Annotated in this window: 27 protein-coding genes; 10 read left to right on the top strand and 17 right to left on the bottom strand. The window is 49.5% G+C overall.

All coding sequences use genetic code 11. The features are described from left to right. Window positions 1-2: 2 nt before the first annotated feature. Window positions 3-1,127: a sterol desaturase family protein gene (locus EXY25_RS04035; RefSeq protein WP_130565797.1), complete on the bottom strand. Its 1,125-nt coding sequence runs from the start codon at window positions 1,125-1,127 to the stop codon at window positions 3-5. 310 nt (window positions 1,128-1,437) lie between these two features. Continuing rightward, the gene (locus EXY25_RS04030) at window positions 1,438-3,474 is read right to left on the bottom strand and encodes a carbohydrate-binding module family 20 domain-containing protein (protein WP_207232100.1); all 2,037 of its coding nucleotides are present in this window, start codon (window positions 3,472-3,474) and stop codon (window positions 1,438-1,440) included. A 365-nt stretch (window positions 3,475-3,839) separates the two neighbouring features. Here EXY25_RS04030 and EXY25_RS04025 point away from each other — a divergent pair, with 365 nt between their 5' ends. The 5 genes from EXY25_RS04025 (at window position 3,840) to EXY25_RS04005 (ending at window position 7,370) form a co-directional block, all read left to right on the top strand. Then, window positions 3,840-4,394: a hypothetical protein gene (locus tag EXY25_RS04025; RefSeq protein WP_114336316.1), complete on the top strand. Its 555-nt coding sequence runs from the start codon at window positions 3,840-3,842 to the stop codon at window positions 4,392-4,394. Window positions 4,395-4,447: 53 nt separating this feature from the next. Further along, entirely contained in the window at window positions 4,448-4,999 is a 552-nt protein-coding gene (locus EXY25_RS04020; protein WP_130565796.1) for a GNAT family N-acetyltransferase, read from the top strand. 83 nt (window positions 5,000-5,082) lie between these two features. After that, the gene (locus EXY25_RS04015) at window positions 5,083-5,613 is read left to right on the top strand and encodes a hypothetical protein (protein ID WP_114336318.1); all 531 of its coding nucleotides are present in this window, start codon (window positions 5,083-5,085) and stop codon (window positions 5,611-5,613) included. Further along, a complete protein-coding gene (locus tag EXY25_RS04010; RefSeq protein WP_130565795.1) occupies window positions 5,603-6,157 on the top strand; it encodes an NUDIX domain-containing protein in 555 nt (184 codons plus the stop codon). Before EXY25_RS04015 ends, EXY25_RS04010 begins: the two co-directional genes overlap by 11 nt. A 97-nt stretch (window positions 6,158-6,254) precedes the next feature. After that, window positions 6,255-7,370: an META domain-containing protein gene (locus EXY25_RS04005; RefSeq protein ID WP_130565794.1), complete on the top strand. Its 1,116-nt coding sequence runs from the start codon at window positions 6,255-6,257 to the stop codon at window positions 7,368-7,370. 9 nt (window positions 7,371-7,379) lie between these two features. On the opposite strand, the gene EXY25_RS04000 is transcribed toward EXY25_RS04005, so the two are convergent. Then, window positions 7,380-9,326 carry a diguanylate cyclase domain-containing protein gene (locus EXY25_RS04000; RefSeq protein ID WP_165419253.1) on the bottom strand — a complete coding sequence of 649 codons (1,947 nt, stop codon included), beginning with the start codon at window positions 9,324-9,326 and terminating at the stop codon, window positions 7,380-7,382. Window positions 9,327-9,459: 133 nt separating this feature from the next. Further along, complete coding sequence (locus EXY25_RS03995; RefSeq protein WP_130566047.1) at window positions 9,460-10,488, bottom strand: Glu/Leu/Phe/Val dehydrogenase family protein; 1,029 nt, start codon at window positions 10,486-10,488, stop codon at window positions 9,460-9,462. Window positions 10,489-10,668: 180 nt separating this feature from the next. On the opposite strand from EXY25_RS03995, the gene EXY25_RS03990 reads away from it, so the two are divergent. Then, on the top strand, window positions 10,669-11,094 hold the full coding sequence (locus tag EXY25_RS03990; RefSeq protein ID WP_130565792.1) for a DUF4826 family protein: 426 nt from the start codon (window positions 10,669-10,671) through the stop codon (window positions 11,092-11,094). 12 nt (window positions 11,095-11,106) lie between these two features. On the opposite strand, the gene EXY25_RS03985 is transcribed toward EXY25_RS03990, so the two are convergent. From EXY25_RS03985 to EXY25_RS03955, 7 genes are all read right to left on the bottom strand, one after another. After that, window positions 11,107-11,571 (bottom strand): GNAT family N-acetyltransferase, encoded by a 465-nt coding sequence (locus EXY25_RS03985; protein WP_114336323.1) that lies wholly within the window; start codon window positions 11,569-11,571, stop codon window positions 11,107-11,109. Further along, window positions 11,572-12,732 (bottom strand): cupin domain-containing protein, encoded by a 1,161-nt coding sequence (locus tag EXY25_RS03980; RefSeq protein ID WP_130565791.1) that lies wholly within the window; start codon window positions 12,730-12,732, stop codon window positions 11,572-11,574. Between the two features lie 182 nt (window positions 12,733-12,914). Next, a complete protein-coding gene (gene purB / locus EXY25_RS03975) occupies window positions 12,915-14,285 on the bottom strand; it encodes an adenylosuccinate lyase (RefSeq protein WP_130565790.1) in 1,371 nt (456 codons plus the stop codon). A gap of 19 nt (window positions 14,286-14,304) precedes the next feature. Continuing rightward, window positions 14,305-14,931: a high frequency lysogenization protein HflD gene (hflD, locus tag EXY25_RS03970; protein WP_130565789.1), complete on the bottom strand. Its 627-nt coding sequence runs from the start codon at window positions 14,929-14,931 to the stop codon at window positions 14,305-14,307. Between the two features lie 12 nt (window positions 14,932-14,943). Next, on the bottom strand, window positions 14,944-16,047 hold the full coding sequence (gene mnmA / locus EXY25_RS03965) for a tRNA 2-thiouridine(34) synthase MnmA (protein ID WP_130565788.1): 1,104 nt from the start codon (window positions 16,045-16,047) through the stop codon (window positions 14,944-14,946). A gap of 98 nt (window positions 16,048-16,145) precedes the next feature. After that, entirely contained in the window at window positions 16,146-16,616 is a 471-nt protein-coding gene (locus EXY25_RS03960) for an NUDIX hydrolase (RefSeq protein ID WP_130565787.1), read from the bottom strand. Window positions 16,617-16,698: 82 nt separating this feature from the next. Then, window positions 16,699-17,313, bottom strand: coding sequence for a pseudouridine synthase (locus EXY25_RS03955; RefSeq protein WP_130565786.1), 615 nt, complete (start codon window positions 17,311-17,313; stop codon window positions 16,699-16,701). 90 nt (window positions 17,314-17,403) lie between these two features. Here EXY25_RS03955 and icd point away from each other — a divergent pair, with 90 nt between their 5' ends. Beyond that, window positions 17,404-18,657, top strand: coding sequence for an NADP-dependent isocitrate dehydrogenase (gene icd, locus EXY25_RS03950; protein WP_114336330.1), 1,254 nt, complete (start codon window positions 17,404-17,406; stop codon window positions 18,655-18,657). Between the two features lie 156 nt (window positions 18,658-18,813). Here icd and cspD read toward each other — a convergent pair whose 3' ends face one another. Continuing rightward, window positions 18,814-19,029, bottom strand: a complete 216-nt coding sequence (gene cspD, locus EXY25_RS03945; RefSeq protein ID WP_114336331.1) for a cold shock domain-containing protein CspD — start codon at window positions 19,027-19,029, stop codon at window positions 18,814-18,816. Window positions 19,030-19,264: 235 nt separating this feature from the next. Between cspD and clpS the strand changes: the two genes are divergently transcribed. Then, window positions 19,265-19,585, top strand: a complete 321-nt coding sequence (gene clpS / locus EXY25_RS03940) for an ATP-dependent Clp protease adapter ClpS (RefSeq protein WP_114336332.1) — start codon at window positions 19,265-19,267, stop codon at window positions 19,583-19,585. A 47-nt stretch (window positions 19,586-19,632) separates the two neighbouring features. Further along, window positions 19,633-21,906: an ATP-dependent Clp protease ATP-binding subunit ClpA gene (gene clpA, locus EXY25_RS03935; protein ID WP_130565785.1), complete on the top strand. Its 2,274-nt coding sequence runs from the start codon at window positions 19,633-19,635 to the stop codon at window positions 21,904-21,906. Between the two features lie 65 nt (window positions 21,907-21,971). Here the strand turns inward: clpA and infA are convergent, their stop codons facing one another. The 5 genes from infA to ald all read right to left on the bottom strand — a co-directional run bounded on the left by infA (window position 21,972) and on the right by ald (window position 25,982). After that, the gene (gene infA, locus EXY25_RS03930) at window positions 21,972-22,190 is read right to left on the bottom strand and encodes a translation initiation factor IF-1 (protein ID WP_016401030.1); all 219 of its coding nucleotides are present in this window, start codon (window positions 22,188-22,190) and stop codon (window positions 21,972-21,974) included. Between the two features lie 82 nt (window positions 22,191-22,272). Further along, window positions 22,273-22,983 (bottom strand): arginyltransferase, encoded by a 711-nt coding sequence (locus EXY25_RS03925; protein ID WP_114336334.1) that lies wholly within the window; start codon window positions 22,981-22,983, stop codon window positions 22,273-22,275. Continuing rightward, window positions 22,967-23,701, bottom strand: coding sequence for a leucyl/phenylalanyl-tRNA--protein transferase (aat, locus tag EXY25_RS03920; protein ID WP_130565784.1), 735 nt, complete (start codon window positions 23,699-23,701; stop codon window positions 22,967-22,969). The genes EXY25_RS03925 and aat overlap by 17 nt, the downstream gene beginning before the upstream one ends. Before the next feature lie 101 nt (window positions 23,702-23,802). Next, on the bottom strand, window positions 23,803-24,753 hold the full coding sequence (gene trxB, locus EXY25_RS03915) for a thioredoxin-disulfide reductase (protein WP_130565783.1): 951 nt from the start codon (window positions 24,751-24,753) through the stop codon (window positions 23,803-23,805). Window positions 24,754-24,869: 116 nt separating this feature from the next. Further along, window positions 24,870-25,982, bottom strand: a complete 1,113-nt coding sequence (gene ald, locus EXY25_RS03910) for an alanine dehydrogenase (protein ID WP_130565782.1) — start codon at window positions 25,980-25,982, stop codon at window positions 24,870-24,872. A 140-nt stretch (window positions 25,983-26,122) separates the two neighbouring features. Here ald and lrp point away from each other — a divergent pair, with 140 nt between their 5' ends. Then, complete coding sequence (gene lrp / locus EXY25_RS03905; protein WP_114336338.1) at window positions 26,123-26,602, top strand: leucine-responsive transcriptional regulator Lrp; 480 nt, start codon at window positions 26,123-26,125, stop codon at window positions 26,600-26,602. The last annotated feature ends 8 nt before the right edge of the window (window positions 26,603-26,610 follow it).

Genomic DNA, 26,610 nt, shown 5'->3' with positions numbered 1-26,610 from the left:
GTTTACTTCCCTTTAAACGGATAGAGCAACTGGCCAATGAACGTGCGCGGCAACCGTGATGTGGTGCCGTAGTGCGCAGGCCAATGTTGGGTTGGCATGTGGTAGGTGCCAAATAGGCGGTCAAACAGCGGGGTATGGGCGCTGTAGTTGGTATCTAACGCCGGTTTTTCCGAACTATGATGCCAATGGTGGTATTGCGGTGTGACCAGCAAATACTTGATAGGACCAAATGGAATGCCGAGGTTACTATGGATGATGATCGCCTGCAGGGCGGCAAAGGTGACGTAGAGATCCAGTGCTTCTTTGCTTGGCGCTAACAGATACAGCGGGATCATCACCAATGAGCGTTCGATAAACACCTGCACGACGTGGCCGCGAGAGCCTGCCAGCCAATCCATGCACTCTACTGAATGATGTACGGCGTGAATTCGCCACAGTTTTGGGAGCTCATGGAAGATCCTGTGTTCCCAGTACAGGACGAAATCAGCACAAATAATGATCAGAACCACCTGTCCCCACAAGGGGATGGATTGGATAAAGCTTTGTAGATCTGTACTGACGGCCCAATTGAAGTGGCTAACAAAGAAGTTCGCGACCAGCAAGATCACTGAAATCAGTAGATGATTAAAACAGAAATAGAAAAAATCCAATCCCCACTCTTCCCGCAGGATCACTTGCTCTTTGTATTTGGGGAACAGTTTTTCTAGCGTGGTAAACACGATAGTGGAGCCGAGAAACGCCAAGATCAGCCAGTCGACACCCAAAGAAAGTGGCGCAGGATCAACCGGGCCCACCGGGATCATATAGCCACCTAAAGCAAAGCTGATCAGGGTTAGGCTGATCCCTGTTGCCCCCATGCGTTTACGTTTGTTGAGGGCAAAGGTCATTACGCCAAAAAATAGTGAGAAGTACATGGCGTATTTCAGCAGGTGTTGTAACGATTCTGCATTGTAGGCTGCGCGTAATTCAGGCGTGGTGAGATACGAAGGGTATAGGTAGGCAAGCACCGCCAATAGGCTTAATCCGCCGAGAAACATTGATAGGTAGCCACTGATACGGCCTTGCCCGACCACAAACATTTTCTCGGTACGAGGGGTAACCTGGCGTTGCTGGTATTGGTAACTCATAAACGATCTATCTTCCTTAATCTAAACGCGTGAGTACGTTGCCTGTTGCTCCGTTGGCGTAACTATTGGCCTGTCCGTGACTTGCGCTGGTTGCGCTACTATAACGACACTGCTGTCTGGGAGACAAATCTAATCTGAATTGCTGATATTTGCAGTTGCTTGTGTGGCGGGTTGTTGCACAGGAAAAAATCAGATGCACGGTCAGCGGAATATTTTGTGATCGTTTCAGGGCGGTTGGGTAAGTATGGGGCTATTCAAATGAGCCCGCAGATGCGGGCTCATTTTATCATCGTGCTGTGGCTAGTTAAGATCAGAAGGCGCCGTCGGCGCTCTGAGTTTGACCGGAATTAAAGCCATTGTTACTGCCGTTTTGCCAACTAAGGCCTGCAATAGCATTGTTCTCTTCCCGCTTTAAGCATTTCCATTCAAAGTCAGTGTTATTGGGCAGATTAATGCTGCCACTCCAACTGGGGTAGCTGGTGGGATCTAACTTCACTGCTTGGGCGGGGTCCCAGTTGCCGAGTTTGTCATGGTTGCCTACCACATAAACACTTTGTCCCATGTAGGTATCCCCGTTGTGACAGGTAAAGTTGATATCGACCGTGGTTGTTTGTGTGCCTTTAAAGCTAATGGCAGTACTGGTGCCAGCACTGCCGCTATGGAAGAGCTGAGATTGCGAGGATGCCTGCCGCGCATTGGGATCTTGCTCGTCGCGTTTCAGGCAGGCCCAGCTGATATCCATATTGGCGGGTACATCAATAGTACCTGTCCACGTAGGGTAGGCGGTTGGATCCAGTTTAATTGCCTGCGCTGGGTCATTGTTGCCAAGGGCAGGGGTGTTGCCGGTGACATAAACGCTTTGGCCCCAGTCGGTTTCAGCGTCAGCACAACTAAAGTTCACCGGCACTTCTGGTGGGCAGACACCGCCGTCGCAGCTGCAATCGAGACCATAGACATCACAGGGATCTTGGATCATTGCGCCGACATGGATAGCCGATGCTGACATAGCCGGCACCGAGAAGTGTGCATTACCCGCCCCATCAACCGTAATGATGGGACCTGTACAGGTGAATTTGTTGCTGTTGAAATCGCCATTGATGATGTCACAGTAGTCTCCTTGCGGCATGTCGGTCGCAAAGGTTCGATCTAAGGTTTGATTACCTTCCCTGTTAATCGCGACAAAGCCTAAGCCGCCGCGGCTAAAGGCGATCTGATGATTGCCGTTGTCCCACCAGCGCGAGGCCACAAACTGTTCTGCGGTATGGTTTCTGAAGCTCACCATATTGGCGATGCCGCGCCAACGATGTTCACATACCCAGTCACCGTCAAAGCAGCCATTGCCACTGTAGGCACCGCTGGATGGTGGACCTTGGTCATGGTCGTCAAAGTAGTAGCTAGACATCACCTTGGGATAACCATAGGGGTAGGCCAGCATGAAAACATTTCCCAGATGATAGGCGTCACCATCTTTGTAAGTCAGGGTGTCGTTGGTTTTTTGCCGCTGATCATCGTGATTGTCAGTAAATATCACCGCGTTGTCTGATGGCAGCCAGCCACCCCAATGGGTGTCGATGTTTTTCAGATCTGCGATGGGACCTCGACCTTTAAAATAGTGGCCCATGGTGCGTTCAAAGTTGAATTCAGTGACATCGCCCAGATGCGTATATTCAGAGGGCTGGATCGGCTCATCGGCCGCGCCAATCACTTCCTGGAAGATATATGGATTACCTTGAACTTTATTCAGGATCGCTTCGATATCTTGCACCGGTATATGTTTGGCGGCATCAATTCGGAACCCTTTGACGCCCATAAAGATCAGGTCGTTAAAGTAGTCGGCGATCTTTTGGCGAACATACTCGTTTTCTGTTGCCAGATCGTTCAGGCCGACCAGATCGCAATTTTGTACCTGCCAACGGTTGCTGTAATCGATAGGCGTGGTGCAGCTATGAAAATGCTCGTTGTAGTAGGGGACGGAGGGAAAGTAGCGGTCGTGGGCTGCCATGTGGTTGATCACCATGTCGGCGTAGATATCAACCCCAACACTATTACAGCGCGCCACCATGTTCATAAATTCGGAGCGGCTGCCGCTACGGCTTTCGATGTTGTAGCTCACCGGCTGATAGCGCGTCCACCATGGTGATCCGCCGACATGTTCCTGTGGCGGTGATATCTGCACCGCACTGAAACCTTTCGGGCCCAAGTGCTGTTCGCACTCGATACCGATTTCATTCCAGCTCCATTCAAATAAGTGTACAAAAGCTGTCCTTGGCGCCGCCTGGACATTGCTTACCATACTGGCAGCGCCCAGTATCAGGGCTGCTGCCGCTGATGGGAGTTTGTTGTTCATTCCATTAATCCTGTTTCTTATGTTTATTTTTTACAGACCTTCCGCTCGTGGGAGCGGTAACATTAGGCTAGTTTTTGACTTGCTCAGCGTCAAAATTTGGTCGTTTGAATTGTGAAGATTCTCTCGGCGGGCAAAATTTATTCGCACTGTGGTGCGTAAGTTCAAGCTTGGTGAGAGGGCCTACATTGGCAGAATGGCCTTTGCTGTACCGCTCTGGTGCTGTGATTTAGTCAAGCGATTGGCGTCTAGTTTAGCTGTAATACGAAACAGATTGTGGCGCTGATATGGGGGCATCAATAGATTCTGTCGGTTTGAAACCATATACTGCTTTGCAGTTGTATTTTAGGCAAAAGGTGTCGCACGGAATGAAGCGAGAATTACTGGTTATGCTGACACTTGTGTCAGTCGTTGCTTGCAGTAGTACAGATGATGAGGTGCCAGAGCAGGTATTTAAAGGAGAGCAGCTCATCCAACCCATGCCTTTGCCTGGTGGAACCTGGGAGCGATTTATCTATACCTACCCTGATGCAAAGAGGATTAACTGGGGTTTGGTCGGTAAAAAGGATGTGCTGGAAGTCGTCGAGTTTTTTGGTGAAGAGTTAGGCGATCTCGCTGCTTATCGGATGCGCCAGGACAAAGCGGATGCGGCCAAATGTGCCAGCTTTGAGTCTGAGTTGTTAGATACGGTGGTCAGGAACGGCTATCAGGAGATGTTATGGCAGACTCAGTGTGTAGAGCTGGAAACGGAAAGATCATTATTTAGCTATCATCTGTCTATCTCCGGTCATGACTCTTTCTTCGTACTTTCTCGTCGCTGGCCTGATATGCCTAAGCAATCATCAAAGAATGCGTGGTTGGATTATTTCTCTGACGTCATGTTATGTGATGACCGACTTGAAGCGCGTCCTTGTCCATATTAGTCAGGCATCAATAATCAGGCGGCGTTAACGCCTTGGAGTTAAAGAGGAAAGCGATGGATCCTATCTCTATCACCTGTGGCGATCAGCAATTTTCCCTCCGCTTGTTGCATCGTGATGATGGCGCGGCGCTGGCTCGCTACTTTGCTCAAATGGGGGAGGATACGCGCCGCCGCTTTGGCCCTCATCCCTTGACGGAAGCATTTGCTGACGAATTGGTACAGAAGGGTGATGACAGCGCTGACCGCTTTGTGATGACCTCCGATGATGGCAAGATCGCGGCTTATTTCATTTTTGAGCGGCAAGCCTTTCCCCATGAGATGCAACGTTATGCAGAGCAAGGCATTGTTTTGGCCGCTGGTCAGGACATCAGTTTTGCACCCTCAGTGGCGGATGCATATCAGAACAGTGGTGTTGCCTCTGCGGCAATGCCTGCACTGATTGGTTATGCCCGCAGTATGGGCGCCAAATCGTTGGTGTTAATGGGCGGGACACAGGCCACGAATGAGCGTGCTGTGCGCTTCTATGAGAAGTTCGGTTTTCGTCGTCATGGCGGTTACCAAACCGAACTGTATAATCATGATATGCGGTTACTCCTCACGGAATAGATAAGATTAGGGGAAGGTATACTTGTGTTTGTTACTAAATTAACTGACCCTAGTTTTATTGATCATCATGTGGAGGGCGCGTAATGGACCATGTCACTAACGCTGTAGAACTCTCTGCATTGGAAGTGCCCGATTATTTTCCTTCATGGTTAAAGCCGTTAAGGGCTTTTCCTATTGTTCAGCATCTGATGTCATCACCAAAGCTTTCTGGGCAGGATATGGCGACTTTAGTGGCGAGCTGGCCTTGGCCTGAACCCGATGCTGAACAGACATCTGATGATAGTCCCCATTTTCGTTATAGAAATACTGACAATGATGAACAGTTTTTAAGCTGGCTTGCGGCCACCGATTGGCCTCAGGCGGGTGAGTGCTGGGTGTGGTTATGTCAGGAGAGTCCACTGTTACGTTGCCCCGTCTCTATGGTCATGCCGCTGTTACAAGAAGTGCGAGAAGCGCTGCATGCCAGCACTGATTTCTCATTGGCGATTGTTGATGTTGATGGTCGCTATGGATTGATCATGGACACTTATGTCGGTTATTTGCCCGGCGACGATGAACTACATGAACCGATTGTTCACGAAGTGACTGATTGGGGGCTGAGTAGTGTCGAATGACAGTCTGAATGACAAAGGGCAGGTGAGTTCCACACTGTGGCGCTATTGCCCACAGTGTGCCAGCCAAAGTATCAGTGTGACTGAGGGCAAGGCGTTACAATGCGGTGATTGTGGCTTTCTCTATTTTCATAATGTGGCGGCTGCTGCAGGGGTTTTGATACGTTGCGGCGATCAGTTTCTATTTGCTGAACGGGCGAAGCAACCTTCGCTAGGTATGCTCGACCTTCCCGGTGGTTTTGTTGATGCTGATGAGTCATTAGAGCAGGGCTTGTGCCGAGAGCTCCATGAGGAGCTAGGGTTAGCGTTAAAGCCCGATGCGTTGACCTACTTGGGGTCTATGCACAACCGCTACCTCTATGCCGAGGTTGAATACTGTACCGTCGATGCGATCTTCTCCCTCACCTTGGCCGACAAACCCAATCTGGTGGCTAAAGATGATATCTCTGCGTTTCAATGGCTGACGCGGCAACAAGCTGCCAGTGTCCGCTTTGCTTTTCCTGCCGTTGAACAGGCGGTTGCTCGCTGGGTGTTATCAGCCAAGTAAGCTAAATGCTTCTGTGGCTTGGTTTGAGCTTTCGCATGAATCTATTTCTATTAAAACAATATAGCGTCTATCACGCTTGACCCCCATCGGAGCAGCAATGCAGTTAAACAGGTTTTGGACGTGGTGTGGCGTTATCTTGTCTGGCACAGTGCTGATCGCTTGTGAGCCAGCGAACAAGGTCACACCAGAGAGTGCCAGCAGTTTGATGGTGCCGCAGGATAAGGCTGTTGTCACCGATCCTGTCGCCATGATGCAACCTTTGGTGGTTGATCGCTATGTCAGCTTTTATGGTGAGATCCATTGTGATGTTTGTATAGAGAAAACGATGACGGTCACGTTGCGACCCGATTATCGTTATCTGCTCAAAGTGGAATCGGCAGATCCATCGGTTGAAACTGCACTTCAACTGGGTTACTGGCAACAAATGATGGAGAGTGGTCGCCAGACCATCAAGCTGCTTGCTACCCCTTATCAATTTGCCGTTTCATCGTCCCATCAATTGCACCTGATTGCGCCCGCTAGCTTAACCTCTGATGATCCGCAAAATCATAGCGTTTTGGCGCAGAGCAACGAGCACCTGCACTCAAAGCCACTACCGATATTTGCTGTGTATCGATATATGGCAGACGCTGCGATGATGCTGGAGTGTGGCTCTGCATTGCGTTTGCCTGTACTACAGCAGGGAGACAGCCTGGCGCTTGAGCAAGCCTATTTGGCGGCTGTAGAGACACCTGGACAACCTTTGGTGGTGGCGTTACAAGCGTCCATTGTTGCTACGCCAGGAGAGGAAGGTGGCGATGAACGTTGGCTTGTCGAATCGTTTGAAGCGATTAGTGCCTTGAACTCCTGTGAGGCAAAGTTGGCAGAGCCTGGGGTTAGCCACACTTATTGGAAACTGCTATCTATCGATGGTCAGCAGATTCTGACACCAGAAAACCGTAGGGAGATACATCTTGTGTTGGGTGCTGATGGCAGAGCGCATGGTTTTGCTGGTTGTAATCGATTTTTTGCCCAATATGAGTTGTCTGGCGAGCAACTTCAGATTGATGCTATCGGTGGTACTAAGATGGCATGTCCCGATGATATGGCAGCAGAGAAAGCGTTCTTAGCCGCTCTTGGGGTGATTGACAGCTTTAAGATCGAAGGGCAAAAACTGACCTTACTGCAAAACGGTTCGCCGTTAATGCAACTGGAAGCTGTCTATCTTTACTGAGGTAGAGGGCTAGTCGGTTTGTTTGGCATCACTTGGAGCCACAATAAACCGATTCTTGCCTTGCTCTTTTGCCACATACAGCGCTTGGTCTGCAGATTTCACCATGTCGTCGGCCACGAAAGAACCTGGCGGAATGATGGTGACGCCAATACTGACGGTAATGGCGGTGGCGAACTCTTCCAGTTGCAAAGGAGCTGAGATCCGTTGCAGTAGTTGTTCCGCCAAATGATGCACATCGTCCGGCGTTGCCAGTTGCTCTAGCAGCAGTGCGAACTCATCTCCGCCCAATCGTGCGACAGTATCACCTTCGCGTACCACTGCTCGGATCCGCTTACCGACCTGGACTAGTAATTTGTCACCTGCAGGGTGGCCGTGGGCATCGTTAATGGCTTTGAAGCCGTCGAGATCCAGCATCAACAGCGCGGCGTATTGTGTTCTTCGCGTGGCGAGCGTGTGTTCTAGCCGTTCTTGTAGCAGGGCGCGATTGGCAAGCCCGGTAAGGCTGTCGTGGAAAGCCAAATAGGTCAGTTGCTTGGTGCGACTCTTCAGGTGTTTTAGTTCGGTGACATCATGCCCTGATGAGAAGTAGTAGGTTCGATGGCCATCATTCAAACTCTTAAAAGGTGTGATCACTTTCTCTTCGTAGTAAACCGAACCATCTTTGCGTCGGTTAACGAAGATAGATTGGAACGTTTGCCCTGATTCTATTTTTTTCCAAAGCTGTTTGTAGAAAGAGTCATCATGGTAGCCAGACTTCAGCATATTGACTGATCTGCCGAGGCACTCTTTTTGGCTGTAACCGGTGACTTGTTCAAATGCTGGGTTTACATAACTGATATAGCCGCGCTCATCAGTGAGACAGATGATCTCCTGACTCTCTTCGATGATCTGGGCAAGCCGCGCCATCTTCGCAACCGTGCGGCGTTGGCGTTGACTGACAATATGCCAACGGTAGGCAGCAATAATTGCGATTAGAAGGAGACCTAAGAGTATCGGTCCACCAAGCTTTGCCCGCTGGTTTGCGTAAGGGGTGAGGTTGCTTAACGGCATAGTGGAGACGACTTTGAAAAAACTCTCTTCTAGATCCAACGACGCAATGCTCTGATCTTTCGCTAACCGCTGATAGCTAATCACATCGTGGAGGTAGAGGCGGTCTTTGCCTTGGGCTACGCCGCGAGAGTTTCTAACGGGCATCGGCCAGATAGTGCCCAGTTGATCACTTCGAGTATCACTTGTTTCACCGTCTGTTTCACCAAATAACCACAACCCTTCGCCGTTGACGAAACTGAGGTGGCCATCAACGGAGTTGTCCAAAGAAACGAGGTGCTGGCGCAGGTGCTCGCCGTTGAGATTGATTACGACCCCACCAACAAATCTGTTGTCGTTGTCATAAAGTGGCATCGAAAAGCGGATCACCGGTCGAAACGGGCGCTCAATTTTGCCGTGCTCACGATTGAAGTCAAAACGGGAAATATGCACAGTCTGCGGACTTACCTTAGCCAAACGCTGAAAATAGCGCTGACCTGATTTACTCTGCAGGCGTTGACCTGTGGTGAGTTTGCTGAGGTTGCCTTTGACTTCTACTCTGACGACCTCTTTGCCGACAGCGTTGATCTGTCTGACTTGATGGTAGCGTGGGTGATGCTTGGCAAACTGCAGCAGCAGGCTCTGTGCTTCATTGGTTTTTTCTGACTCACTGAGTCCTTTCGATTTTGCTATCAGCGACAGTCGGCTTTGTAGGAAACGAACGTCTGAGATGGCGCGGTTGAGATCCTCTTCTAAATTGGTGGTAAGCAGCTGCAGAACTTTGCGTTCTTGAGTCAGGTGGCGATCTTGCTCTAGTTGCTTGGTATAAAAATGCAGAGCAACAGCAATCACCGCCAGGATGATGGAAACAAACCAGAGCCATAAATAACCGCGGCTGGGGGAAGACTCTGTGCCTACCAATTGACTCAATTTAGAATTCTCTTGATTTGAATGGGCGGGGCAAGATGCCCACTTCAACGAAAAATCACTATGATTCATCTCAAATATCATTGAGATAGTAACCAAGCGGGGCTATTTACCCAACTTGATTACTATAGCAATTTTATTTCGCGGCCAGTATTTCTTGCGCAAGTTGATCGGCTAATTCGCCAGTGGGTCGATTTTCTTGGCTGGCACGTTGATAGAGAGTGCTCAGCGTATCGTATATCTTTTCTACTTTTGTATTGGCTTTATTTGCACAGTAGCCGCTGCGCTCAAATGAGATATTGATAATACCTCCGGCGTTAATGACGTAATCCGGCGCATACAGGATCCCAGCATCGGTGAGCGCCTGATCAATGTCCGGCGTGGCTAACTGGTTATTGGCACAGCCTGCGACGATCTTCGCTTTCAGTCGTGGTAACGTCTGACTATTCAAAGTAGCGCCCAGTGCACATGGGGCGTAGATATCGACCTCTTGATCGTAAATCTCGGCTGGCTCAACGACGCTGGCGTCGAAGTCATTTACAACCCGGTTCAGATTGGCTTGATTCACATCGGTAACGATCAACTTCGCGCCAGCATTGGCTAAGTGTTTGCAGAGGTAATAACCGACGTGGCCGACCCCCTGCACAGCAACCGATTTACCCTCCAAACTATCACTGCCGGTCAGGTGTTTTACTGAGGCTTGAATGCCGACGAAGGTACCTGTGGCAGTAAAAGGTGAAGGATCACCGCTGGTATGTTCGAGACCAGCAACAAAGTTAGTCTCTTTTGCTACTTCGGCAATATCTGCCGGTGTGATTCCTACATCTTCGGCGGTGTAGTAGCGACCACCAATGCGAGCGACCGCGCGACCAAAAGCCTGCATCATCTCCGGGGTTTTCATGTTGCGGTCGGCGATAATGACCGCTTTGCCGCCGCCAAAGCCAACACCAGCAACGGCGTTTTTATAGGTCATGCCGCGGCTTAGTCGGAGTGCGTCTGTCAACGCTTCCTTATCGTCAGCATAGCGCCACAGTCGGCAACCACCGACAGCCGGGCCGAGTTTGGTGCTGTGTACTGCAATAATGGCCTTTAAGCCTGTAGCAGCGTCACTGAAATAAGCGACTTCTTCATGGTTATCGAATGCATTTAGATCGAAAAAAGACACGTAGTTACCCTTATTTACGCCGAATATGTGAACCATATCACTGTCGGTGGAAAGCATCTACTACAGGTGCTTGGCATTTTTTCTGCGGCTGTCATTCAGGCTTTACAAAAAGGTCATTCGCGCTTGAAGTCAGCGCTACTGTGTCATAAGGTTGCTGGCGATTGATTGGGAGGATGTTTGATGTCGGAAGCAGAAGAAAAACGGGACGCACTGCAGGGTTGGGTGCGAGAGCAGTTTCAGAAGGCGCAAAAACATTTAGCGTCGAAAGGCATCGTGCCCGCTCAAGTATTAGAGAAAGAGAGCCGCTATTTACCGCCTTTGGTTTCTATCTGGAAGATTGTGACTGCTGATAAGCCGGCACAAACAGTTTGGGTGATCAGTGGCGACCTGCCAACTGACCATGTTGAAGTGGGTGCTGCCGCCACAGCGCGTGATGCATTGCGCTATTTTGGTTTACGCTGGCAGCTTCAGGCCGAGCAGTTGTTTCAAGTGCCAAACAAAGATAAAACCAAGGTAGATTTCGCTAATTTGCTGGTGAGCCGAGCGGAAGGGTTGGCACAGCTGCATGAAAATGATGCGCTGTGGGTTAATGAAGGCCAGGCGTAGTTACCTGCTGCTTTAGTGATGCTGATCTGACTGGTCAAGCTCGGTGATTTTGCCGAGCTTGCACTTCATCCGCTGTCTTGGGATCCCCGCTTCCATAAATACTGGGGCGATCGCCTTAAACCCCTGCCGCTTAAAGTTGTCAGTGGCTTCCAGTGCGCTGTTAATAAATACGGCGTCCATCTGTTCCTTACGCGCGATATCTAGCAGCGCGTTCACTACAGCTTTGGCAACCCCTTTGCCCCGTGCCGGTATGATGACGGCGATACGACCAATATGACCGTTAGGTAACAAACGCCCTGAAGCGATTGGGTTTTGCGCTTCATCAACGGCGAGGATATGAAAGGCGTTTATATCCAGATCGTCAAACTCGATAGATTCAGGGATACGCCACTCGCAGCAAAATACTCGGTGACGAACCTGAAAAAGTGCATCTTTGGCAGCAAGCCAGTGGACTTGCCGGACTTCGTAGTGACTCATTTATTCTTCAAACAGTAAACCCTGATTAACAAGTGTAGTCAGTACTTCGGTGAATAGTGAACTATTGTCGGTTAACGCTAAGCGTTCTGCGTCGAACTGCAAGTTGTCGGCCAGGATCTGTTTATCATTAACTGATAGTTTTGAGTCAAAGCGTTCGCCGTTGATATAAAGCTCACCCGGTTGAAACAGCGCCGGCTTGTTGCAATAGAGCGCTTTTACGCCACTGTGCCAAGTGAGTGAGTGACCTTCCGCTAATAGGCTTGCAACATCTTCACTGGCTAGCGCTGGCTCGGGAGTGTCTATGGCAACAGTGCGATTAGGCGTTGATAGCTGTGCCAGTAAAAAGGGATAGAGTAGGGCATCATCGTCTAACAAAGCGCGCATGCTGGCTTTCAATGTTTGCATATCTGCTGCGGATAATTCGCCGTGGTGGCTAAACAGCGCTTGGCGTCCAGCATCGCTAAAACGCTGTTCACCCAGCTCATTGTCGACCATGTAGTCAGCCAGGCCATTAAATAGATCGCGCTGACTGGGAGCGCGAAAGCCAACTGAATAGTTCAGTGACGGCTCAATGGCGTAGCCTTCATGGGGGCAGCCAGGAGGAATATAGAGAATATCCCCGGGCAGCAGCTCTGCATCGATAATCGCTTTGAACGGCTTGACCTGAAGCAGATCTGGATGAGGGCAGTGAGCTTGGGTCGGCTGGTGCTCACCGACGCGCCAATGGCGTTTACCTTGACCCTGAATAATAAAGACATCGTACTGGTCGAGGTGTGGTCCAACACCCCCTCCCGGCATAGAGAAACTGACCATTAGGTCATCGATACGCCAGCTGGGGATAAAACGAAATGCGTTCAGCAGCGTTGCCGAATCGGGGATCCAGTGGTCGACCGCTTGCACTAGCAAGCTCCAATCGGTTTCTGTCAGCTGGGAAAAATCATCGAATGGACCATGGCGAACTTGCCAATTGTTTTTGTCAGTGTGGCTGACAATACGGCTGTCTACCTCTTCCTCCTGGGCTAAACCGGCTAAATCATCTGCGTCGATGGGATCGACAAACTGAGCGAAGCCCTGTCGGATCAGCAGGGGCTTTTTCTGCCAATATTCAGCAAGGAATTGTTCTAAGTCGAGGGTCAGTTGATAGCGGGCAGAGCTGCTCATGGTAGTAAGCCTTGTTGGTGGCAGGTTGAAGAGGTTTGAGGCGAGTGTCGTGCGCGCCTCATGGGTGCTTGTTTACTGAGGTTATCTAACTAATTGGAATCGCGCCAGTTGTGCTTCTTTTCTGGCTCGTAGGCATAAAAAAACCACCTGAACTCAGGTGGTTTTTTTGCCCAGATAAACGTCTATTTCAGGTCGTCAACAAAGGCGATGGCACGACCGATATAGTTCGCTGGTGTCATCGCTTTCAGATCGACTTTAACTGGCGCTGGTAGCTCCAGATTATCGATGAACTCAGCCATTGCTTGCTGGTCAACACGCTTGCCGCGAGTTAACTCTTTCAGCTTTTCGTATGGCTTTTCGATGCCGTAGCGACGCATGACTGTTTGAATTGGCTCGGCCAATACTTCCCAGTTCTGGTCTAACTCAGCCAGCAGGTTGACTTCATTCACCTGCAGCTTGCTGATCCCTTTCAGGGTAGCTTGATATGCGATCACTGCATGGGCTACACCAACGCCCAAGTTACGCAGGACGGTAGAGTCAGTCAGATCGCGCTGCCAGCGGCTGATTGGCAGTTTGGTCGCCAAGTGGCCGAACAGTGCATTGGCGATGCCTAAGTTACCTTCCGAGTTTTCAAAATCGATAGGGTTAACTTTATGCGGCATGGTGGATGAACCGATTTCACCCGCAATAGTTTTCTGTTTGAAGTGACCTAAAGCGATATAGCCCCAAACATCACGATCGAAGTCGATCAGTACGGTGTTGAAACGAGCAATGGCATCGAAGATTTCCGCGATATAGTCATGAGGCTCAATCTGGGTGGTGTATGGGTTCCAAGTGAGGCCTAAGCTAGTCACGAACTCTTCAGAAAACTTGTGCCAATCCAGTTCCGGATAAGCAGAGATGTGGGCGTTGTAATTACCGACCGCACCATTGATTTTGCCTAACAGCTCAACGGCATTGATCTGGGCGATCTGGCGCTGCATACGGATATAGACGTTGGCCATCTCTTTGCCGAGCGTTGAAGGCGATGCTGGCTGTCCATGGGTACGTGACATCAGCGGAATGCTCTTGTATTCGAAAGCGAGTGCTTTAACGGCATCGCTAACTTCGTTGAGCATAGGTACCAATACCTGGTCGCGGGCTTCGCTAAGCATCAGGCCGTGAGACAGGTTGTTGATATCTTCTGAGGTACAGGCGAAGTGGATAAACTCTGATACCGCAGCTAATTCAGCCAGGCTTTCGGTTTTTTCTTTCAGGAAGTACTCAACCGCTTTTACGTCGTGGTTGGTGGTACGTTCAATCTCTTTGACACGCAGCGCGTCAGCTTCACAAAAGTCAGTGACGATGGCATCAAGCAGGGCATTGGCTTGTGCTGAAAATGCTGGTACTTCCGCTATTTCCGCAGTGGCGGCGAGTTTTTGCAACCAACGCACTTCAACTGTGACGCGGTATTTAACCAAGCCGAATTCGCTGAAGATGCTGCGCAGTGCATCGACCTTGTTGCCGTAGCGACCGTCAACCGGTGAAATGGCGGTTAAACTGGATAATTGCATGTTTGCTCCTGCTAGAGAGTTAGATTACCTGGGTTTGGAGGTAACGGGCTGTGTCCAATATTTTTTTACGACTTAATAGTAACTGTCGACGTTTACCGCCAACTTGTCGCCACAGTACGGCTGCACGTAGGCCTGCCAGCAGCGACGCACGGATCTGGTTCTGACACAGATCCTGCTTCAGATAGGTGGGTGAACCTGCGACCTGGATCCGCGGCCCCAAGGGGCTGATCAAGTCACTGTAGATAGCTGCCATATTACGCACCACTTGTGCGTCGATCTCCGCGTTGTGATCTACCTGTCGTTTTACTTGAGAGATCCGTTCGCCCAACATGGCTAAAAGGCCACGTTGTTGCGACACCTTACGTTCAAGGCTAAGTAGATTGACAACGTATCGGGTTAGCTCGGCGTCTTTCGAATCACCACTGGGGTTGAGTTGGTTGACCAACGTATTAATTCCCAATTTGAGATTGGCTGAACCGCCGAAGACATCTTCCGTCGATTTTGGATCGGTGACTAAGATACTGCTGAGCGTGGTCTGCAGGGCCTCGTTGTCGGCCTGACCTGTTTTAGCGATCTGTTGTACTAAAGCGGTTGCCTGACAGATGCCAGAAAAACTAATCACTTGGTCAATCAACGGTGTGCTCAAGGTCTACTCCTATTAATCCCTGATAGGTGAGTCGATGATGGCGCCGCCAAGGCAAACATCGCCTTGATACACCACGACTGACTGTCCAGGGGTGACGGCTGCTTGCGGCTCGTCGAACCGTACTTCGATTGTATCTTCGCTCAACCGTTTTAGCGTACAAGGCACATCGGTTTGGCGATAACGGGTTTTTACCGTACAGCGTAATGTATCTTGTGGGCCTTGACGATCCACCCAATGCAACTGGTCGGCGATCAATCCGTTGCTAAACAGGCGAGGGTGATCATGCCCTTGGGCAACTAGCAATACATTTCTTTCTAGGTCTTTATCAACCACATACCAAGGGTTGTCATTGCTATTCTTTAAACCACCAATTCCCAAGCCTTTGCGTTGGCCTAAGGTGTGATACATCAACCCTTGGTGTTCGCCAATAATGTCACCGTCGACTGTTTCTATCTTGCCGGGCTGTGCCGGTAAGTAACGCGCCAGAAAATCACGAAACTTACGTTCACCGATAAAACAGATGCCAGTGCTGTCTTTTTTCTTTGCGGTGACTAAATCCTGCTGTTCGGCGATCCTGCGTACTTCAGGTTTTTCTAACTCACCGACCGGAAACAGGGTTTGTGCGATATGTTGCTCAGCCAACGTATAAAGAAAGTAGCTTTGATCTTTGTTGTTATCTAGTCCACGCAACATCTGCCATTTGCCGTTCACTTGCCCGCGTCTGACGTAGTGACCGGTAGCGATGTAATCAGCACCGAGTGCCTCAGCGGCAAACTCAAGAAAGGCTTTAAATTTGATTTCGCGGTTGCACATGATGTCGGGATTGGGCGTGCGCCCCGCTTTGTATTCAGCGAGGAAATACTCGAATACATTATCCCAGTATTCGGCGGCGAAATTGACCGTATGCAGTTCAATGCCCAATTTATCGCAAACCGCCTGCGCATCTTCTAGATCTTCGGCGGCAGCGCAGTACTCGTCGTTGTCATCCTCTTCCCAGTTTTTCATAAACAACCCTTCGACCTGATACCCCTGCTGGAGCAGTAGGTATGCCGATACGGAACTGTCTACGCCGCCGGACATGCCGACGATAACTTTGGTTTGACTGTTGTCTGTCATATAGGAAAAAACCGCCAAGGATCTAAGTGAATACGTTTTAAGGCGCGGGATTTTACCACAGTGGTAGGGGTCTGTTTAAGATCAAACTTTCAGAAGATTCAACTTGACCGGTCAATTTGTTGATCAGGGCAGTAGTGAAGCAGTGTGAGTGGCGCTCTTTGGCCGGACAAATAGTCTTCAATTCCCTTTAAAACAAGGCCACTGCGATGACGAGATGAGGCGGCGACTAACTCCGCTTTTGTCATCCAATGGGTGCAAGATATCTCTGGATCCAGTGGCTTACTGGCTGGTGGGAGTGAGTCATATTTGTAATAGAAACAAAATCGAAGATAACTGCGGCCTGCTTCCGCAGTCGGAGCTAGGTACACACCGACTAGGCCTTGGGGTGAAATATCGAGGCCAGTTTCTTCCAGCACTTCCCGCTGCGCGCCCTGAATTAAAGACTCCCCTGGCTCTAGATGGCCTGCCGGGTTATTGAGCAGCATCTGCCCCTGCTTTTGCTCCTCAACCAACAAAAATTTGCCATCGTATTCGATCACGCAGGCGAGGGTCACTTCAGGTTTGTACATACAATCTCTCCTGCAGACTATTGGCTGCACTGCCATGGTTGCTAAGTCGGCAGTCGTCACTAAAAGTGGTTGTGATCGTCGGCTACTCGATCAGCTTTGCTTCGCCATTAGCGAGTCCATCAATGGTCCAGTTACCAATGCGGTAGCGAATTAGGCGCAGCGTTGGGCAGCCAATGGCGGCCGTCATTCGTCTCACTTGACGGTTTCGTCCTTCGGTAAGCGTAATTGATAGCCAGCAGTCGGCAATCGATTTGCGCTCTCTTACCGGCGGAGTGCGAGGCCAGATGTCGGGGGCAGGCATGCGCTCAACAGTGGCGGGTAAGGTCATCCCATCTTTGAGCTCTATACCTTGGCGAAGTTGCTCAAGGGCTTCATCGGAAGGAATATTCTCAACTTGAACCCAATAAGTTTTACTGGTCTTACGTCCTGGCTGAGTCAATTTCGCCTGTAGTGCCCCATCATTGGTCAGAACCAAAAGTCCTTCGCTATCTCGGTCTAAGCGTCCAGCGGCATAAACACCGGTTTCTGAAACATAATCTGCGAGTGTTGCGCGGCCTTGGTCGTCAGTGAATTGGCACAACACATCAAAAGGTTTGTTAAGTAAAACGACCTTTCTTGGTGCAGCAGGTTTATCCCGTTTGGGGGATTGTTTTTTTAAACGACGGTGATGTGGTTGTTTACGAGAGGGCTGGGGCATGTTAGGCGCTTTGAATCTGTCAGACGATCTATTATGATGGCGCAACTTTAAAAACGCCAACCCTTAGAAAGGGGCCAGGAGAGAAGCTAAATGGAAAGCAAGATTGTTGTGCCTGCAGACGGCCAGAAAATCACAGTGAATGCCGATGGCAGCCTGAATGTTCCTAATAACCCAATTATTCCTTTCATTGAAGGTGATGGCATCGGTGTTGATGTTACTCCTCCGATGATGAAAGTACTTGATGCAGCGGTAGAGAAAGCCTACGGCGGCGAGAAGAAGATCTCTTGGATGGAAGTGTACTGTGGTGAGAAATCTACCCAAGTATACGGCGAAGACGTATGGTTGCCGGAAGAGACTCTGACAGCAGTTAAAGATTACGTTGTTTCAATCAAAGGTCCTTTGACTACGCCTGTTGGCGGCGGTATTCGTTCTTTGAACGTTGCTCTGCGTCAGATGCTTGACCTTTACACTTGCTTGCGCCCAGTTCGCTACTATGAGGGCACACCTAGCCCACTGAAACAGCCGGAACTGACTGACATGGTGATCTTCCGTGAAAACTCAGAAGATATCTATGCGGGTATTGAGTTTAAAGCGGGTACAGACGAAGCGAAAAAAGTTATCTCATTCCTGCAGAATGAAATGGGCGTGACTAAAATCCGTTTCTCTGAAAACTGCGGTATCGGTGTCAAGCCGGTGTCAAAAGCAGGTACTGAGCGTCTGGTTAAAGCAGCGATTGATTACGCTATCCAGAATGATCGTCCTTCTGTGACTTTGGTTCACAAAGGCAACATCATGAAGTTCACTGAAGGTTCATTCAAAGATTGGGGCTACGAGTTGGCTCTCAATGAGTATGCCGGTGAACTGCTCGATGGCGGTCCTTGGGTTAAGATCAAGAACCCTAACAACGGTAAAGAGATCATCATCAAGGATGTGATTGCTGATGCATTCCTGCAGCAGATCTTGTTACGTCCAGCAGAGTACGATGTGATCGCTACTTTGAACCTGAACGGTGATTACGTTTCTGATGCATTGGCTGCGCAAGTTGGTGGTATTGGTATTGCACCTGGTGCCAACATTGGTGACGGTATTGCTTTGTTTGAAGCAACACACGGTACAGCACCTAAGTACGCAGGTCAGGACAAGGTAAACCCTGGTTCACTGATCCTTTCTGGTGAGATGATGTTACGCCACATGGGTTGGACTGAAGCTGCTGACCTGATCGTTAAGGGCATGGAAGGTGCGATTGCCGCTAAGACTGTGACCTATGACTTTGAACGTTTGATGGAAGGCGCAACCTTGCTGAAATGTTCTGAGTTCGGCGATGCGATGATTACCAACATGTAATCATTTTTATCATCAGCAAATTAGCTGATGATAAAATGGCGAAGAACGTCAAAAAAAAGACACCTAAGGGTGTCTTTTTTATTTTGCATGTTTTATCTGCAAATAAAAAAGCAGGCTTATGCCTGCTCTTTATTCTCCCACTCCGTCACAGGAAACCTACTTAGAGGCATCCGGTACTTTTATGTCGTGGGCATGCATGCCTTTCGGACCTTCGTGAAGTTCAAACTCTACCGGTTGCCCGGCTTTAAGCGTGCGGTAGCCTTCCATTTCAATCGTTGAATAGTGAGCGAAAATATCTTCACCCCCTTCATCAGGAACGATAAAACCAAAGCCCTTAGCGTTGTTGAACCACTTAACTGTACCCGTTGCCATAAATTCTACTTCCTTACCTCAGTTCCTTAAGACTTGAACTCCTTGAACTCACGGTTGTGATGTTTTGACTCTGCCCATATATATGAGAAAGTAATATCACGCACCAGTGTCAAAAAATAGTCGATCTGGTATGACAGTCAAGGTTTTTACTGGGTTTTTTTAACGTTCGTGGCGAAAAATATATCTGAGCCAGATCAGAGTTCGCGGCGTATCTAAGACGTACTACTATTGAATTATGGCTAAGCAAGACGAGCTAGAGCAGCATCACGGTTTAGAGGTGGCACCGGCAAAACCGAAAGTACAGCCGCCGCCGATGTACAAAGTGATACTGAACAACGATGACTACACCCCGATGGATTTCGTTGTAGAGGTTTTACAAACGTTTTTTAATTTAACTGCCGAGCAGGCCACGGAAGTGATGCTGTCGGTACATTATAAAGGTAAAGGGGTTTGTGGGGTGTTTACTGCTGAGATAGCAGAGACCAAAGTGGCACAAGTGAATAGTTATGCCAGACAGCATGAGCACCCGTTGCTATGCTCTATGGAGAAGGCTTAGTTTGCTGCAGTAGCAGCTGGTATGGTGAACAATTGTGAGGTACGCCGATGTTGAATAAAGACCTCGAGATATCCCTGAACGGTGCCTTCCGCGAAGCGCGTGAAAATCGCCATGAATTTATGACCGTTGAACATTTGCTGTTGGCGTTGCTCGATAACCCAGCAGCCTCCGAGGCCCTGTCTGCTTGTGGCGTAGGTTTAGATAAGCTCCGCACTGAGCTGACCCGCTTTATTGCTGAGACAACGCCACTGATCCCTGAACATGACAACGAACGGGAAACTCAGCCTACCTTGGGTTTTCAGCGTGTACTGCAGCGTGCGGTATTTCATGTTCAGAGCTCTGGTGCCAGCGAGGTCAGCGGTGCCAATGTATTGGTCGCTATTTTCTCAGAACAGGAATCCCAGGCGGTTTACCTGTTGAAAAAAGAAGATGTCAGTCGCCTTGATGTGGTTAATTTCATCTCTCACGGTATTAGCAAGGTCGACCAGCACAGCGGCCCTGAGCAACCGCAATTAGATCAAGAGAGAGAAGGTGAGGGCGAGAACGCCAGCGAAGATAATCGCTTGGAAAGCTTCTGCACTAACCTGAATAAGCTGGCTGAAGATGGCAGCATAGATCCATTGATCGGGCGCGACCAAGAGTTAGAGCGGACGATCCAAGTGCTGTGCCGTCGCCGCAAGAATAATCCATTGCTGGTGGGCGAGGCGGGCGTAGGTAAGACTGCCATTGCTGAAGGGCTTGCATTCCGCATCGTCGAAGGCAGCGTACCGGAAGTTATCGAAAAAAGTACTATCTATTCGCTGGATATGGGTGCCTTGTTAGCTGGCACCAAATACCGTGGTGACTTTGAGAAGCGTTTTAAGAATGTGCTGAAAGAGCTGCGTAAGGACCCTGGTGCGATCCTGTTCATCGATGAGATACATACCATCATCGGTGCAGGAGCTGCCTCAGGCGGCATGATGGACGCCTCTAACCTGATAAAACCCCTGCTGTCTGGTGGTAGCCTTCGTTGTATTGGCTCTACAACCTATCAAGAGTTTCGTGGGGTATTTGAAAAAGACCGCGCTTTAGTACGTCGTTTCCAAAAAATTGATGTGCTGGAACCTAGCGTTGCCGAAACCACCAAGATCCTCAAGGGACTTAAGTCTCGTTATGAAGAACACCATGGCGTTCGGTATACGGTCAGCTCGTTGAAGGCGGCGGCAGAGCTATCTGCCAAGTATATTAATGAGCGCCATTTGCCGGACAAAGCCATTGATGTCATTGATGAGGCCGGTGCGCGTTTACGTTTAGCTCCGCAAGGCAAGCGGAAGAAAACCATCAGTGTGCATGACATCGAAGATGTGGTGGCACGTATTGCCCGTATCCCCCAAAAAACCATTAACCGTTCAGACAAAGATCTGCTGAAGAATTTGGATAAGAACCTGAAGATGGTGGTGTTTGGTCAGGATGAAGCGATCGATGTGCTGTCTGAGTCGATCAAACTTGCCCGTGCTGGATTAGGTAATGAGCAGAAACCTGTGGGTAGCTTCTTATTTGCCGGGCCAACAGGGGTGGGTAAGACGGAAGTCACGCAGCAGCTCAGTAAAGCCATGGGTGTCGAGCTTGTGCGCTTTGATATGTCTGAGTACATGGAGCGTCATGCCGTCAGCCGTTTGATTGGTGCGCCTCCTGGCTATGTTGGTTATGACCAAGGTGGCTTGCTGACTGATGCCGTTCTGAAGCACCCCCATTGTGTGGTTTTGCTGGATGAGATCGAAAAAGCCCATCAAGACGTTTACAACTTGCTATTGCAGGTGATGGACAATGGCACGCTCACCGACAATAACGGTCGCAAGGCGGATTTTCGCAACGTGATATTGGTGATGACTACCAACGCCGGCGTTCGTGAAACTGAACGCAAGTCGATGGGCTTTAAAGAGCAGGATCGTAGCTTTGATGCGCTGTCAGAGATTAAACGCATTTTCACACCTGAATTTAGGAACCGTTTGGACAGTGTGGTTTGGTTTAATCATTTAGATGAGCTGGTGATCCAGCAGGTGGTCGATAAGTTTATTGTCGAACTGCAAGCACAGCTGGATGACAAACGGGTGTCGTTGGAGGTGAGCGAAGAAGCGCGGTTATGGTTGGCTAAAAAAGGCTATGACAAGGCGATGGGCGCACGTCCGATGGCACGTTTGATCCAGGAACAGTTGAAAAAGCCGCTGGCTTCGCAGCTGTTATTTGGCGAGCTTGCTGATGGTGGTAGCGTGAAAGTTACTGTTGAAGATGATGAGTTAAACATCGACTATCACTGTCAAGACGAAACCTGCTTGGCATAATACAGGCAACAGAATAGTAAAAGCCCGGACATGATCCGGGCTTTTTTAATTTTGTAGCTAGGCGCTTAACGGGCGCGGAAGACGATACGGCCTTTTGATAAGTCGTATGGGGTCAGCTGCACAGTTACTTTGTCACCCGTTAAAATACGGATGTAGTTTTTGCGCATTTTACCGCTGATGTGTGCAGTCACTACATGCCCGTTTTCCAATTCTACACGGAACATGGTGTTTGGAAGTGTATCCAGCACAGTGCCCTGCATTTCAATATTGTCTTCTTTCGCCATCTCTAGTTGATATTCCTGTTACCGCCCAAATTTTAGACCGCGGAATTTTGCCCAAATTTAGGCTTTGTGTAAAGCACAACCCTCATTCATGTTGATGCCACTGCCCATTTTGCAATATTTGATACGGTTTATAGCGTATTTTGTAGCTCATTGCGGGACAGTCATCAATCTGGAAACCCAGATAGAGAAAAGGCTTTTGTTGTGACTTGGCTAATTCCAGTTGCCGCAGTATGGCATAGGTTCCCAGAGATAGCTTGGAATAGTCTGGGTCATAAAAAGTGTAAACAGCAGAAAGACTGTCTTCAAGGGTGTCAGTAACCGCCACAGCCACTAATTCTTCTTGATCATAAAACTGCACGAAAAGAGGGGAGTGCCAGCGGCTAAAAAGAAAATTCTCATATTGTTCGTAACTGACAGGATTCATGCTGCCTTCTGCATGCCGGGTTTCGACATAACGGCAGTAGAGAGGGAACACTTCTTGTCGGTCAATTTCTCTGCTGACAACCGTAGTCAGGTGTTGCTTGCCAAGCTTTTCCGTGCGTCGCTGACTTCGACTTGCGACAAAACTCGTGACCGGTAATCGTATCGGCTGGCATGCATTACATTCTGGACAGTGCGGGGCATATAGACTGTCGCCACAGCGCCGAAAGCCGTGTGAAAGTAGATGGCGATATCTGAAATCATCATGTTCCTCTTCAGGATCCATAATGACTAGTCGCTCAAACTCTCCCTCTAAATACTGGCAGGGAACCACTTGGGTGATGCCTAAACGAATACTAACTGAGTCCGACATAATCGAATACCTGATGGGTGATATTGCGGGGTTGCCATAGCGTGTTGTCGGTGTTGTAACAGATCTCCATGTTGAGCTGTTCGATATAGTCAGCTCTGCTGACCTCTATAGCACCTAAAGAGGTCAGGTGAGGGTTGGTAATTTGGCAGTCTATCCACTTCGCGCCGGTACCGTGCATGATACTAATAAGTGCGACTAAAGCGACTTTACTGGCATCGGTCATACGGAAAAACATCGACTCACCGGAGAACTGGCGGCCACTGCAGACACCATAGAGACCGCCCACCAAAGCATTTTCGTGCCAGATTTCGATTGAATGGGCGACCCCCTGTCGATGTAGCTGATTATACGCCAGCGCCATCTCTGGCACGATCCAAGTGCCGCTTTCCGTTACCCTTGGCGCTGCACAGCCTTGTATAACCTGATCAAATGCTTGGTTTACCGAGATGGTGAATCCACTACGGCGGAGGCTTTTACGCAGGCTGCGAGGAGTGCGGAACGTTTCTATTTCAAATACGCAACGGGGATCCGGTGACCACCACAGTAAAGGCTCGTCTTCCGAAAACCAGGGAAAAATACCTGATTGATAGGCGCGTCTTAAGCGTTCAGCAGAAAGATCACCACCAATAGCCAGCAGTCCGTTAGGATCCTGTAACGCCTGTTCTGTTGGTGGAAAAGCGTAGTTAGTTGGATCTAATTCGGTAATAAATTGGGTCATAACGTTGGTTGTTGTGAGCCTAATATCAGCATAATTGAGCTGGCGAAAAAGAAAAGCCCGGGCGAGCCGGGCTTTACTAAAGGGGAATCGTTGGTTGTGATCTATTGTGCGTCGAGAAAACGCTCTGCGTCCAAGGCTGCCATACAACCCGTTCCAGCAGAGGTAATCGCCTGGCGGTAAATATGATCCATCACATCACCAGCGGCAAAGATCCCTTCGATGCTGGTTTGTGTTGCATTTCCTTCTGTACCGCTTTCTACTTTCAGGTAGCCATCTTTCATATCTAGCTGACCAACAAATAGGTCGGTGTTTGGCTTATGACCAATAGCGATAAATACCCCTTGCAGAGTCAGTTCTTCGGTAGCGTCTGATTTGGTGTCTTTAATGCGTACACCGGTGACGCCCATATCGTCGCCTAGGACTTCGTCCAACGTCCGATCCAAGTGCAGCACGATATTGCCATCAGCAACTTTTTGCATCAGTCGGTCAGTCAGAATTTTCTCTGAACGGAACTGATCACGACGGTGGATCAGGTGCACTTCTGCAGCGATATTTGACAGGTATAGGGCCTCTTCAACCGCCGTGTTACCACCACCTACAACGGCAACTTTTTGATTGCGATAAAAGAATCCATCACAGGTCGCACAGGCAGAAACACCACGTCCTTGGAACGCCTCTTCTGATGGTAGACCCAGATACATCGCGGATGCACCGGTACAGATGATCAGTGCGTCACAGGTGTAGCTACCCGCATCCCCGGTTAGTTTGAAAGGGCGCTGGGTCAGTTCAGCGGTGTGAATATGATCGAAAATGATTTCGGTATTGAAGGCTTCAGCATGCTCCCGCATACGCTCCATCAGTGCCGGGCCAGTGAGATCCTTTGGATCACCGGGCCAGTTTTCAACCTCAGTCGTGGTGGTTAATTGACCACCTTGCTGCATACCGGTGATCAGAACCGGGTTGAGGTTAGCGCGTGCTGCATAAACGGCAGCTGTATATCCTGCAGGGCCTGAGCCTAGTATCAGGAGGCGGGCGTGTTTCACGTCACTCATGCTGCTCTCCGAGTCGAGTTACTCAAAAATCGAATCTATAAAAACGAAAGGGGCCGATAATATCGGGCCCCTTTGCTAGGGTAAAGCCTATCGTGAGACTTTATATGTGGACGTGATCACAGGGTTTCAAGGGCTGGAACAAAATCGTAACCCAGCTCTGTGGCGACAGATTCACAGGTCACTTTTCCATGGCGGACATTAAGCCCTTCTAACAAGTAGTTATCTTGCTTCAAGGCGGCTTCCGCCCCCAGGTTTGCCAGTTTGATAATATAGGGCAGGGTAGCGTTACTTAATGCATAGGTGCTGGTGCGCGCAACAGCGCCCGGCATATTGGCCACACAGTAGTGCACGACATCATCAACAATGTAAGTGGGTTCTGCGTGAGTGGTGGCCTTCGCAGTCGCAAAGCAGCCTCCTTGGTCGATGGCAACGTCAACGACGGCCGCGCCAGACTTCATCTTTTTCACCATTTCTGCACTGACCAGTTTAGGTGCTGCCGCACCGGGGATCAGCACGCTGCCGATCACCAGATCCGCCGCCAGTACTTGTTCCTCCAGCGCCAGCGAGGTGGAAAAGATGGTCTTAACACGACCATCAAATTCGGCATCAATGGCGCGCAGCACATCAATACTGCGATCCAGTATGGTGACATCAGCGCGCATGCCGACAGCCATCTGGGCAGCGTTTCGGCCAACCACGCCGCCACCAATGATGACCACTTTTGCTGGGCTAACGCCAGGCACTCCGCCAAGCAACATGCCGCGGCCAGCGCGAGATTTCTCTAATGCATAGGCTCCAGCTTGGATGGACATACGCCCTGCGACCTCTGACATTGGCGCCAGTAGCGGCAGACGACCTAACGCATCGGTTACGGTTTCATAAGCGATACAGGTGGCTTGGGAGTTAACCAGATCTGCTGTTTGTTCCGGGTCCGGCGCCAAATGCAGATAAGTGAAAAGCGTGTGCTCTTTGGTCAATCGTGCGCGTTCGACTGCTTGCGGCTCTTTTACTTTGACGATCATCTTGGCAGTGGAAAACACTGCTTCGGCGTTCTCTAGGATCTCTGCGCCAGCATGTTGATAGTCGGCATCAGCAAAACCGCTCCCTGTGCCTGCTGTGGTTTCCACTACAACGCGATGCCCATTTTTCACTAATTCAGCCACGCCTGCAGGCGTCATGGCTACTCGAAACTCGTTGTTTTTAATCTCTTTTGGTATGCCGACAATCATCTTGTAAACCTTCATCCAAGTTGGGGTTGATACACTTCAAATTATAGGGGCTATCGGTTGGGTTTTTCCTTTAAATAAGTTGTTAATTTTGTGTAAAACAGCTATAAAATAATCAATGAGTAGTGGAATTCACTAGTTTTATGCAATCAAAGCAGATTAAAACACTTGATCGTACTGACCGAAATATCCTGCGTGAGCTGCAGCAGGATGCCCGCGTCTCCAATGTGGAGTTGGCGCGTCGTGTTGGATTAAGTGCTACCCCTTGCCATGAGCGGGTCAAACGTTTAGAGCGAGATGGCTATATTCGTGGATACCAAGCAGATCTGGATCCGTTCAAGCTCGGCTCTACGCTATTGGTATTTGTCGAGATTACGCTTAACCGCGAGGCGCCAGATCTGTTTGAGAAATTTAATCGTGCCGTCATGTCATTAGATGTGCTGCAGGAGTGTCATCTGGTCTCAGGTGACTTCGATTACTTGTTAAAAGCCAGGGTAACTGACATGTCGGAATATCGCCGACTGATGAGTGATACCCTATTAAAACTGCCCGGGGTGAGCGATAGCCGCACCTATGTTGTGATGGAAGAGGTGAAACAACGCCCCGCTGTATTGATTACCTGAGCATTCAA

The organism is Corallincola spongiicola (assembly GCF_004284785.1).
Lineage (GTDB): Bacteria > Pseudomonadota > Gammaproteobacteria > Enterobacterales > Neiellaceae > Corallincola > Corallincola holothuriorum.
Note: the sequence above shows the minus strand (reverse complement) of the source record. Positions and strands in the feature narration are given on the sequence as shown.